Raw genomic sequence first — 10,822 nt, 5'->3', positions numbered from 1 at the left:
CACAGCGTTACTAAATCCGTGGTCCTAACAGTTCTCGGCGTCGTCAAGCTCAGTGATATGCAGATTCGGCGCCAACACGCTACACAGCATGGCGCGGCGTGAAACGTCGGCGTCGGCGTAGGCAATGGTCTGTGAGAGGAACTCCCAGGCATAGCGATACTTCAGCACGTGTGCCTTGAACTCTTTGGCGCGCTCGCGGGTGTCCCTATCAGCAGAGGCTCTATCGGCGCGCCAGCGACTTAGGAGCTTTCTGAGGCCCCAGGTAGCTTCTCTGAGCTCAAGCCAGCCATGTAGGCTTCAGCAACCTTGTTCATCTCGTCGAGGTCGTAGTAGCCCGCGGTATCGAGCTCACCGAGTATTATCTCACCCAGCCCATCAACACAGGGCCGTAAAAGAAGCGGAACTAAACCCAGGACGCTTCAAATCAACACATTTTGTCGTTTAGGCCGGTTTGGGTGAGCGCCGAGATTTGAAGGTGAAAACGACGAAAACCCGCAGTTTCCTGCGGGTTTAGTGGTCGGGATAACAGGATTTGAACCTGCGACCTCTTCGTCCCGAACGAAGCGCGCTACCAAGCTGCGCCATATCCCGGTGTCCGCTCTAAGCGGTACCGGATTACTTTAACGCACCCTGGTTCGAAAGGGCAAAACGCCAGCGTGGGGGCTCTTTCGTGGGGCGGGGCTTGACCTCCTGTGCGAAGGCTAGGTGTTCTTCTCGGTAATGCGCAGCAGCGTGGCGGACGGGCGGCAGAAGACACGGAAGGGGACGAATTTGGAGGTGCCCAGGCCGTTGGAGACGTGCATGAACATGGGGCCGAATGTGTGCAGGCCTTGTGCGCGGGCGCGGTCAATGCCGCAGTTGGTCACGATGGAGCGCGAGCCCGCCACCTTGAACGGGAGACAGAGCTGGCCGCCGTGGGTGTGGCCGGACAGTGAGAGCTGGTAGCCGTCGGCGGCGAACTTCTCCAGCACGCGGGGCTCGGGGGAGTGCAGCAGCGCTAAGGCCAAGTCGGCGTCCTCGTTCGGGGCGCCGGCGATTTCAGCGTAGTCATCCAAGTCGTGGTGCGGGTCATCCACACCAGCGGCGGCCAGGCGGACATCACCGACCTTGAACTCCACTCGGGCCTGGTTGGCGTCATGCCAGCCATGTTCGAGGAAGGCTGCGCGCATGCCCTTCCACGGCAGATTCACGTAGGACGGGGTGTTCTTCTTGCCCACAAGGTAGTTGAATGGGTTCGGGATGCGCGGCGCCCAGTAATCGTTGGTGCCGAAGCAGAACAGACCCGGGCGGCTCAGTAGCGGGCCGAGAGCGCGGAGGACATCGGGAACGCCGGCCTCATCGGAGAGATTATCGCCGGTATTGACCACGAGATGCGGGTCGAGGCGGTCGAGGCTGGAAACCCACTCGATTTTGGCGCGTTGGCCCGGAATCATGTGGAGGTCGGACACGTGCAGGAGGCGGAATTCAGACTCATCGCGCAGCGTACCGGGCGGCAATAGGGGCAGCGTGTATTCCTTGAGCTCAAATTTGGTGAGTTCCGAGTGCGCCCACGCGGCAGTGCCGAGGCCTGCGGCGGCGAGTCCGCCAAGGATGGGAAAAATCTTCACCCTCACCACCCTACCTGGCTCGCTAGCGTAGATTGAAGGGCATGAGTGAGTTGAAAGAAACTATCCGCGCAGACCTCAAGACCTCGATGAAGGCTAAGGACAAGGCCCGCACCTCCGCGATCCGTTCCCTCCTGTCCGCCATCCAGGCGGAGGAGACCACCGGTGCCCGCCACGAGATCACCGATGAGGACGTGCTCAAGGTCATCGCCCGTGAGATCAAGAAGCGCCGCGAATCCGCCGAGGTCTACGAGGCGAACGGGCGCCCGGAGTTGGCAGAGGCCGAGCTTGTTGACGTCCCCTTCTTCGAGGCCTACCAGCCTGAGCAGCTTGACGACGACGCACTGAACGCCCTCGTCGCCGATTCTATCGCCGAGGTAGAGAAAGAATCTGGCGAGCCGGTCACCATCAAGCAGATGGGCAACGTCATGAAGGTGGCCAACGCTAAGGCCGCTGGCCGTGCCGACGGCAAGCGCCTGTCGGGTGCTGTGAAGGCGGCCCTGAACTAACGCTCAGCGTTAGAGCCCGAAGAAGTCCCTCACGTCGTTGGTGAGGCGGTCCACATCCTCCTGGTTGAACAATGGCTCCGGCTGGGAAGGTGACTGGTCGCCGCCACCGCCGGTGGCGGGCGGCGCGTAGATGTAGTCGGTGCCGGCGCCGGTGTCGGTGCCGGTGCTGGGACTGCTTGGGGTGGAGGAGCCGTCGGAAAGCTGCAGCGTTACCTCCGCACCCTTCTTGGTGCCGGACGCGCCCGTGATGACGCGCACCACCTTGCCATAACCCACACCAGGTGCTGCGACTTCCGTGGTCTTGACGGTATAGCCCGCCTTCTCCAGGGCCTCTCGGGCTTGCTTTTCGGACTTGCCCTTCAGGCCGTCGATAAGCGGCGAGACCGTACCCGAATCGTAGGCGTGGTCGTAGTCCGGAACCGTGCCGTTGGCGGCCTCTGGGATGCGTGCCGCCATGGTGTAGAACGTCGAGGCCGGCTCCTTGCCGCCGAAGAGGTTGCCGTTCTGACACTGGCGCACAGGGCCGGTGCACAGCGGAGTCGTTGTGGTGCCGTCGTTATAGATATACGGTGCGGCCGCCACAGCTGAGTTAAAGCCCAAGAAGGCCGAGGACTGGTTGGATTCAGTCGTTCCCGTCTTGGCCGCCGCTTGGCCTGTGAACCCTGCTGCACGGGCCGACGCCGACGCTGTGCCCTTCTGGGTATCGGCCGTCATGTTGTTTTCCAGCGCCTTGGCTACTTCCTTGCCCACCGCGCGTTCACACGGCGTGTGCTTGAGGTACACCTCATTGCCGTGCGCATCCGTGACCTCCTCAATCGGGTTCGGCTCGCACCACATGCCTTCCGAGGCCACCGTCGCGCCCACGTTAGACAGCTCCAGCGCATTCACGGCCGTTGGGCCCAAAGTAAAGGAACCCAGGTTGGCATTCTTGATGTGATCAGCGATGGATGCGTCACCGTCGTAGCTGCCCGGGTCCTCGTAGGAGCGCAGGCCTAGCTTGACGGCCATATCCACTACCTGCTCGACGCCGAGCTGCTCAATGAGCTCAATGAATGGGGTGTTAGGGGAATAAGCCAGGGTGTCCTGCAGCGTCATGGTGGCGGCATAGTTGCCCGCATTTTCCACGCAGTACTTATTCGGCGGGCAGTTTTCCGCACCACCGAAGCCAAGGCCCTCGGCCTCGTAGCGGTTGGGCACGGCGAGGCGGTCTTTAATTCCGTAACCGGACTCCAACGCTGCTGCGGCGGTAAAGAGCTTGAACACGGAACCCGCGCCGTTACCCACCAGTGAATTGGGCTGGGGGAGTAGGGTTTCGTGGTTGTCCAAGTCGAGTCCGTAGGTGCGGGAAGACACCATGGCTAGGACCTTGCGTGAGTCGGCGCCGGGCTTGATGACGTTCATTACTTCAGCCACGCCCTCTGCATCCGGGGCTGTGTGACTGCGCACCGCGTTGAGGGCCTGGTCTTGGATATCCGGATCCAGCGTTGTTTTGATGGTGAGGCCGCCGCGGGCGAGGTGCTCGCGGTCAATGCCCTTATCCGCGAGGTAGCTCACTGCATAATCGCAGAAGAAGCCGCGGTCGCCCGCGCCGATGCAGCCATTGGGCAGGGTGGCTGGGCTGTCGAGCACGCCCAGGGGCTGCTGGGCAAAATTATCGGCGTCCTCTTGGGCCAGGGTTCCGTTGTTCACCATGGCCTGCAGTACCACGTTGCGGCGCTCCCGCACGCCCTCCTCATTGGTGTAGGGGTTGAGGTACTCAGATGATTGCACCATGCCGGCGAGCATCGCTGCCTGCGGCACGGTGAGGTGAGCGGCGTCAGTGCCGAAGTAGGTGCGGGCAGCAGCCTCAACACCAAAGGAGTGGTTACCGAAGGGGACGAGGTTGAGGTAATTCGTGAGGATCTCATCCTTGGAGAGCTGTGCGTCGATATCGGTAGCCATGCGCATCTCGCGCAGCTTGCGCGGTACGGACTGCTCGGTGGCGGCCTGGCGCTCCTCATCGGTGGTGGCATTGACGAGCAGGAGGTAGTTCTTCACGTACTGCTGGTCAATGGTGGACGCGCCTTGGGAGACGCCGCCGGCCGCCAAGTTAGTCCACAGCGCGCGGAAATTGCCCTGGAGATCGACGCCTTCATGCTCATAAAAGCGGCGATCCTCAATCGCGACGACGGCTTGCTTCATGGCATCTGAAATCTCATCCGGCTTCACTGGGTGGCGGCGTTGTTCAAAGATATACGCCATGGTGTTGCCCTTAGCGTCGAGGATGGTGCTCACGCCGGGGGTATCTCCGGAGGTGAGATCCTGGATGTCCGATTGCATCGTCTCGTTGGTTTTGGCCACGGCGACGCCGCTGACACCCGCGATGGGGGCTAGTGCTAGGGCGATGAGGAGGCCGACCAGCGCAGTGGAGAGGACGAGCTTTCCCAGGGATTTGATGACAGTCACCCTCCACACACTAGTTGCTTGAGGCCAAATCCGGGAGACCCCCCTAAAGTGTGACGTGTTAGACAGGGATACCGGTCTGTGAATAGACTTACGGTTAGTACATAATATTCCGCCGCCTAGAGGGTTATTCACTTTTCGTGGGGCGGGATGGGAGCTTGGAAGGAGTTACCTAGCCATGACAGTCAATGTGAAGGGTGCAGGACGGTCCGCGATGGTAAAGAATGCCTCGACGACCACGGAGCGTGGTGAGTGGGTTACCCAAGCTAAGTGCCGCAACGGCGATCCCGATGCCCTGTTCGTGCGTGGTGCTGAGCAGCGCAAGGCTGCAGTGATCTGCCGCCACTGCCCGGTACTCAATGAATGCCGCGCGGATGCCCTGGATAACCGCGTCGAGTTCGGCGTGTGGGGAGGCCTGACCGAGCGCCAGCGCCGAGCCCTGCTGCGTAAGAACCCGCACATCACCAGCTGGGCACACTACCTTGCTGAAGGCGGCGAACTCGTCGGGATTTAAGCGCTGGAGTTTAGTAGCATGGAGCCCATGACTAAATGGGAATATGCCACTGCGCCGGTTCTTACTCACGCGACGAAGCAAATCCTGGATTCCTGGGGTGAAGACGGCTGGGAGCTCGTCACCATCACCCCTGGCATGAACCCGGAAAATGTTGTCGCCTACTTCAAGCGTCCGCTGGAGGAATCCTAAATGGGCGTGCAGGAACGCCTTGAGGAACTCGGCGTCGAACTTCCTTCCGTCGCAGCTCCGCTCGCGTCCTATGTTCCGGCTACCCGTGTAGGCAGCCAGGTATGGACCTCGGGTCAGCTGCCTGTCGTGGGTGGCGAGCTGCCGGCTACCGGAAAGGTGGGGGCTGAGGTGTCAGTGGAACGTGCCCAAGAGCTGGCGCGCACCGCGGCACTCAATGCACTCGCGGCTATCGACTCCCTCGTGGGCCTCGATAAGGTCAGCCGCGTGGTGAAAGTCGTCGGCTTTGTCGCCTCAGATCCTTCTTTCACGGAGCAAGCCGCAGTTATTAATGGCGCTTCGGACTTCTTGGGTGACGTCTTCGGTGAGGCCGGCGTGCATGCCCGTTCGGCGGTGGGGGTGGCAGTGCTGCCGAAGGACTCCCCCGTTGAGATCGAAGTTATCGTAGAAATCGCTGAGTAATCGGATAGGGTAAGAAGCATGGAGCATCCTGCATATAGCCAATTGCGTCCCGTGAGCCAGTCCGTCGGTGTCGTGCTGTGTGATAATCCCAGCTACACCGCCCTGGAAGGTACTAACACCTGGATCATCCGTGCGGGGGAGGATTCCCGCGCCATCGTCGTTGATCCGGGCCCAGAAGATGAGGGCCACCTCAACGTCGTGACCGCGAAGGCGGGCGAGGTTGCGCTGATCCTCCTCACCCACCGTCACGATGATCACGCGTCGGGCGCCCAGCGCCTGCGTCAGCTCACTGGCGCCCCCATCCGCTCGTTCGACCCCAACTACTGCAACGGCGCCGACGCGCTTGTCGACGGTGAAATTATCGACATCGACGGCGTCACCCCCCAGCTGGAGGTTGTTCACACCCCTGGCCACACCGCTGATTCCACGTGTTTCTTCGTGTGGTCCGCAGAGGCAAAGAACTCCACTCTGGAGGGCATCCTCACCGGTGACACCATCGCCGGCCGCCACACTGTTCTTCTCTCTGAGACTGACGGCGACTTGGGGGCCTACCTCAAGACCCTGGACCTCCTAGAGGAGCGCGGCAAGGACGTTCCGCTCTTCCCGGGCCACGGCCCTGACCTTGAGGACACCTCCGCGTTTGCGCGCAAGTACATTGACCGCCGCCACTACCGCCTCAACCAGATCAAGGAGATCCGCTCCCGCCTGGGTGAGGATGTGGACGTCAAGACGCTCGTTGATGAGATGTACGACGACGTCGACCCGGTCCTGCGCCACGCTGCTGAGCAGTCCACGCGTACCGCATTGAAGTACCTGGCGGCGCAGCAGTAAGGGCTCAAGAAAACGACTCAATCCCCCGAGTTTTCCTCGGGGGATTTTTCGTCTGACCTGCTGCGCTGCCGGGGCGGTGCAGCAGTAAACGCGACGCCTAGCGGGCGCGGCGGGCGAGGTGCTCGGTGTCGACGATGAGTACCGACTTGCCTTCGAGGCGAATCCAGCCGCGGTGCGCGAAGGTAGCCAGGGCCTTGTTGACGGTTTCGCGGGATGCACCAACGAGCTGTGCAATCTCTTCCTGGGTGAGGTCGTGGTTGACGCGCAGTGCGCCGCCTTCCTGCACACCGAAGCGGTTAGCCAGCTGCAGCAAGGTCTTAGCAACGCGGCCCGGCACATCGGTGAAGATGAGGTCCGCCAGGTTAGCGTTGGTGCGGCGCAGGCGGCGAGCCAGCACGCGCAGCAGCTGCTGAGCAATGGCTGGGTGGTCAGCGACCCACTGCTTGAGCATTTCAGAGTTCATCGTTGCAGCGGTGACCTCGGTAACGCACACAGCGGACGAGGTACGCGGGCCCGGATCGAAGATGGACAGCTCACCGAACATATCGGACGGGCCCATCACGGTCAGAAGGTTCTCGCGGCCATCCGGGGCGTGGCGGGCGAGCTTAATCTTGCCCGACGTGATGATGTAGAGGCGGTCACCCGGCTCACCCTCATCAAAAATGGTGGTGCCGCGCGGGAAACGTACAGTCTCCATCTGCTCGATCAGGTTCTGGACTGCCACCGGGTCAACGCCCTGGAAAATTCCAGCGCGGGAGAGGATGTCCTGTACGCCTTCCACTGTTACTCCTTAAAGCCTGCGCAGTAGGGTAGGTGAGACAAACGCAAGCAGGTTTAGTTTGTTGATGACGCACCTACTCTCCAGTGCGCCACGAGGCACTGCCCCACATCATACAGTGCAATTTGTCACTTTTTCCAGCCGTCTGAAAAATAGTCACAGGGGATGTGATGGGTATTAGCTCTCGAAGGCAGTTGCCTCGAGCTTCTCCATCAGAATGGCGAAGAGTGCCAAGCCCAGCGGGACAAGCAAAACAAGCGAAATCATGGGTTTCACTCTACCTGCTCGTTCAATAGAATCGGCCATATGTCTGACCTTGACAGCGACCATTCTCGCATCGGCCACATTCGTGCGGCCCTCGCTGCGGAATATCCGGACGCAGACTGCGAACTGAACTACTCTACCGCTCTCGAGCTGCTCGTCGCCACGGTGCTCTCCGCACAGTGTACCGATGAACGCGTCAACCAGGTCACCCCGCGGCTCTTCGCTACCTACCCCTCCGCCCCCGACTATGCCGCTGCTGACCGCACCGAGCTCGAGGCCATCCTGCGGCCCCTTGGATTCCAGCGCGCGAAAGCCGGCCATCTCATCGGTATCGGCGAAAAGCTCGTCGGTGATTTTGGCGGTGAGGTTCCCCGCGGCATCGAGGAGCTCACCTCCCTGCCGGGGGTGGGGCGTAAAACCGCCCTCGTTGTCCGCGGCAATGCCTTTGGTGTGCCGGGCATCACGGTGGATACCCACGTCACCCGTCTGAGTCAGCGACTCGGGCTGACAGGAGCGAAGACGCCACGGGCGATTGAGAGGGACGTCGCCAAGCTCGTGCCCGAAGAAGAACAAACAGTCTTTTCACACCGACTCATCCTCCACGGCCGCCGCGTGTGTACCGCACGTAAGCCCCAGTGTGGCGTCTGCGTGCTTGCCTCGTGGTGTCCGTCACGGGGTTAGGATGGAACAATGAGCCAATACTCCCGGTGGCCTGGATACGTGAAGGCCAGCATCGCAGCCGTCCTCATGTTGGCGGCCCTCGCGCTGGTTGGCGTGGTTAATCTCCTTGAGGATGATGAGCCGGAAGTCGCCGTGCCTCAATCTCAAGAACAAGAGGTGGCCAAGCGCCCTAAGTGCCCTGAAGGGCCCATCGCCGGGGTGGACCTGCCGTGCCTTGGTGCAGCGAGCACAGCAGCGGCCAAGGACATCCAGATCGTCACCGTGTGGGCGTGGTGGTGCGAGCCTTGCCGCACGGAGCTGCCGTTCTTCCAGGACATCGCGCGTTCGCACTCCACGTGGAACGTTGTGGGTGTGCATGCAGACGCCAATGCAGCGAACGGTGCCGCGCTCCTCGACGACCTTGGTGTTGATTTGCCTAGCTACCAGGATGAAAATGGCACCTTCGCGGGCGAGCTCGGGCTGCCCAACGTCATTCCTATCACGTTGGTGCTGCGTGAAGGCAAGGTGGAGAAGAAGTTTGTTAAGCCGTTTACCTCGGCGGATGAGCTGGAGCAAGCTATCGATGAGGTGCTCAAGTGAGCCGGCTCAAGCCCGCCCACGCCCCAGCATGGCTGCGCCCGGCGCTGGGTGTGGATACCCGCAGAGTTCAAGAGCGACTGGTTACTCATGTCCCTGCCGCCAAGCGCCGCCGAGAGTCTGCGGTGTTGGTGCTCTTTAAGGGGGAGAGCTTCGAGGATGGCGAGGTTCTGCTCACACACCGTTCGCCGTCGATGCGTTCGCACTCGGGCCAGATTGCCTTCCCCGGTGGGCGGCGCGACGATGGAGACGCCTCGCTTGTCGACGCCGCCCTGCGCGAAGCCGAAGAAGAAACCGGCCTCGATCGCTCCACGGTGACTCCGCTGGAACAGTGGGGCAAGCTGGACATCCGGGCCACCGGGAACACCGTGAGTCCAGTGTTGGCCTATTGGCACCAGCCGGGAACTGTGTGGCCGGCCAGCCCCGAAGAAACCGATGATGTTTTTACCGTTCCCCTGCGCGAGCTCGCGGATCCAGCAAACCGCATGATGGTGGGTTTCAGCCGGTGGAAGGGGCCGGCCTTCCGGGCACGCGGCTATGTGGTGTGGGGATTTACCGCCGGTGTGCTGTCAGGACTCATGGATCACGCGGGGTGGGCCGTAGAGTGGGACAAAAATAAGGTTCATGATCTGCGTGAATCACTGACCCGCTCGCTGAATAATGAGAAGATGGGTTAGTTTGTGCCGTCTTTCCTGAGAAAGTGTTCTCCGTGTCCCTAGCTGTTGACATCGCCATTGTGATTGCTGTGCTCCTCGCCGTGTGGGTGGGCTGGCGTCAGGGTGCGTGGACGGCGATTCTTGCGGCGGTCGGCGTTATTGCGGGCTTGGTTTTGGGGACGGCGGTGGCGCCGGCGGCGATGCAGTTGACAGACCAACCCGCGCTGCGCTTCCTCCTGGCCGTTGGCGTGGTGATTTTGCTGGTGGGGTTGGGGCAGCTGGTCGGAGCGTCCCTGGGGGCGGCGTTGCGGGACCGCATGCGTACCCGTTCGGGCCAGCGCGTGGATTCTTCCATCGGCGCGGTGTTTCAGGCCGTCGCCGCCATCGTGGTGATCTGGCTGGTCTCGCTGCCGCTGGCTTCCAATTTAGGCGGGCAGCCAGGCCAGGCACTGCGCGAGTCCCGCATCCTCAGCGAACTTAACGCTGCCGCTCCGGACCGTCTAGCGGCGTTGCCCAATGGCCTCGCTGCCATGCTCAACGAGTCCGGTTTGCCGCCTCTTGTCTCGCCGTGGGAGCGCTCGGGCGCGGATATTGAGGTGGAAGCTCCGGAGCTCGAGATTGGGGATCCGGGCCTGCTGGAGCGCGTCCGACCGTCTGTCATCCACGTTTTGGGTGACGCGGAGGCTTGTTCGCGGCGCCTTATGGGTTCCGGATTTGTGACGGAACCGGATTATGTGATCACGAACGCGCACGTTGTGGCCGGCACGGATAAGGTGCGCCTCGATACGGTCCTGGGGCTGAAGGAGGCTGACGTGGTCTACTACAACTCGGACGTGGATATCGCGGTGCTACACAGCCCAGACTTGGGAATAGATCCCCTGCCGTGGGCGGAAAATGATGCTGTGACCGGGGACGATGCCATCGTTATGGGCTTCCCGCAGTCCGGGCCGTTTAGTGCGGAGACCGCGCGTATTAGGGATCGCCTCACCATCGCCGGCCCGGATATCTATTCCACCGGCCGCGTGGAGCGTGATGCCTACACGGTGCGCGGCAATATCCGCCAAGGTAATTCTGGTGGGCCCATGATTACCCCGGAGGGTCAGGTCCTCGGCGTGGTCTTCGGTGCGTCCGTGGAGGATTCCGATACCGGCTATGCCCTCACCGCCGACGAAGTGCGCGGCCACGTGGGTGACGTCACGCAGCTTGTCGACGCCACCCCCACCGGCTCCTGTGTCTCCTAACTGTTGCGAGGTTGCTGAACCTGTTTTAGTGTCTGTGGCATGGGGGTTTTAGAAACCTACTTCCACTACCGCAATTCG

13 protein-coding genes and 1 tRNA gene are annotated in these 10,822 nt (G+C 61.6%); 9 read left to right on the top strand and 5 right to left on the bottom strand.

From position 1 onward, the window contains the following. Positions 1-24 precede the first annotated feature (24 nt). The 3 genes from HMPREF3149_RS13560 to HMPREF3149_RS05240 form a co-directional block, all read right to left on the bottom strand. Positions 25-168: a hypothetical protein gene (locus tag HMPREF3149_RS13560; protein ID WP_168162183.1), complete on the bottom strand. Its 144-nt coding sequence runs from the start codon at positions 166-168 to the stop codon at positions 25-27. 346 nt (positions 169-514) lie between these two features. Continuing rightward, positions 515-591, bottom strand: a tRNA-Pro gene (locus HMPREF3149_RS05245). Positions 592-701: 110 nt separating this feature from the next. Continuing rightward, a complete protein-coding gene (locus HMPREF3149_RS05240; protein WP_070537012.1) occupies positions 702-1,607 on the bottom strand; it encodes a metallophosphoesterase in 906 nt (301 codons plus the stop codon). A gap of 41 nt (positions 1,608-1,648) precedes the next feature. On the opposite strand from HMPREF3149_RS05240, the gene HMPREF3149_RS05235 reads away from it, so the two are divergent. Beyond that, on the top strand, positions 1,649-2,113 hold the full coding sequence (locus tag HMPREF3149_RS05235; protein WP_070537011.1) for a GatB/YqeY domain-containing protein: 465 nt from the start codon (positions 1,649-1,651) through the stop codon (positions 2,111-2,113). Positions 2,114-2,122: 9 nt separating this feature from the next. On the opposite strand, the gene HMPREF3149_RS05230 is transcribed toward HMPREF3149_RS05235, so the two are convergent. Next, entirely contained in the window at positions 2,123-4,558 is a 2,436-nt protein-coding gene (locus HMPREF3149_RS05230) for a transglycosylase domain-containing protein (protein WP_070537010.1), read from the bottom strand. A 175-nt stretch (positions 4,559-4,733) separates the two neighbouring features. Between HMPREF3149_RS05230 and HMPREF3149_RS05225 the strand changes: the two genes are divergently transcribed. The 4 genes from HMPREF3149_RS05225 to HMPREF3149_RS05215 are packed head-to-tail and all read left to right on the top strand — an operon-like array spanning position 4,734 to position 6,548. After that, a complete protein-coding gene (locus HMPREF3149_RS05225; RefSeq protein WP_070537009.1) occupies positions 4,734-5,069 on the top strand; it encodes a WhiB family transcriptional regulator in 336 nt (111 codons plus the stop codon). Positions 5,070-5,096: 27 nt separating this feature from the next. Next, positions 5,097-5,258 carry a Sp36 family protein gene (locus HMPREF3149_RS13315; RefSeq protein WP_010189965.1) on the top strand — a complete coding sequence of 54 codons (162 nt, stop codon included), beginning with the start codon at positions 5,097-5,099 and terminating at the stop codon, positions 5,256-5,258. After that, the gene (locus tag HMPREF3149_RS05220; protein ID WP_070537008.1) at positions 5,259-5,717 is read left to right on the top strand and encodes a RidA family protein; all 459 of its coding nucleotides are present in this window, start codon (positions 5,259-5,261) and stop codon (positions 5,715-5,717) included. It abuts the gene before it with no gap. A gap of 18 nt (positions 5,718-5,735) precedes the next feature. Further along, positions 5,736-6,548 (top strand): MBL fold metallo-hydrolase, encoded by an 813-nt coding sequence (locus tag HMPREF3149_RS05215; protein ID WP_042528947.1) that lies wholly within the window; start codon positions 5,736-5,738, stop codon positions 6,546-6,548. A gap of 97 nt (positions 6,549-6,645) precedes the next feature. Here HMPREF3149_RS05215 and glxR read toward each other — a convergent pair whose 3' ends face one another. Continuing rightward, the gene (gene glxR / locus HMPREF3149_RS05210) at positions 6,646-7,329 is read right to left on the bottom strand and encodes a CRP-like cAMP-activated global transcriptional regulator GlxR (RefSeq protein WP_070537007.1); all 684 of its coding nucleotides are present in this window, start codon (positions 7,327-7,329) and stop codon (positions 6,646-6,648) included. A gap of 303 nt (positions 7,330-7,632) precedes the next feature. Between glxR and nth the strand changes: the two genes are divergently transcribed. The 4 genes from nth to HMPREF3149_RS05190 are packed head-to-tail and all read left to right on the top strand — an operon-like array spanning position 7,633 to position 10,744. Next, positions 7,633-8,271: an endonuclease III gene (nth, locus tag HMPREF3149_RS05205; protein ID WP_070537006.1), complete on the top strand. Its 639-nt coding sequence runs from the start codon at positions 7,633-7,635 to the stop codon at positions 8,269-8,271. 9 nt (positions 8,272-8,280) lie between these two features. Beyond that, positions 8,281-8,850 carry a TlpA family protein disulfide reductase gene (locus HMPREF3149_RS05200; protein WP_070537005.1) on the top strand — a complete coding sequence of 190 codons (570 nt, stop codon included), beginning with the start codon at positions 8,281-8,283 and terminating at the stop codon, positions 8,848-8,850. Then, the gene (locus tag HMPREF3149_RS05195; protein ID WP_070537004.1) at positions 8,847-9,524 is read left to right on the top strand and encodes an NUDIX hydrolase; all 678 of its coding nucleotides are present in this window, start codon (positions 8,847-8,849) and stop codon (positions 9,522-9,524) included. Before HMPREF3149_RS05200 ends, HMPREF3149_RS05195 begins: the two co-directional genes overlap by 4 nt. Before the next feature lie 23 nt (positions 9,525-9,547). Continuing rightward, on the top strand, positions 9,548-10,744 hold the full coding sequence (locus tag HMPREF3149_RS05190) for a MarP family serine protease (RefSeq protein WP_210385410.1): 1,197 nt from the start codon (positions 9,548-9,550) through the stop codon (positions 10,742-10,744). Positions 10,745-10,822 lie beyond the last annotated feature (78 nt).

This window comes from Corynebacterium sp. HMSC05E07 (genome assembly GCF_001807225.1).
GTDB lineage: Bacteria > Actinomycetota > Actinomycetes > Mycobacteriales > Mycobacteriaceae > Corynebacterium > Corynebacterium singulare.
This window is presented reverse-complemented; position numbering and strand designations above follow the sequence as displayed.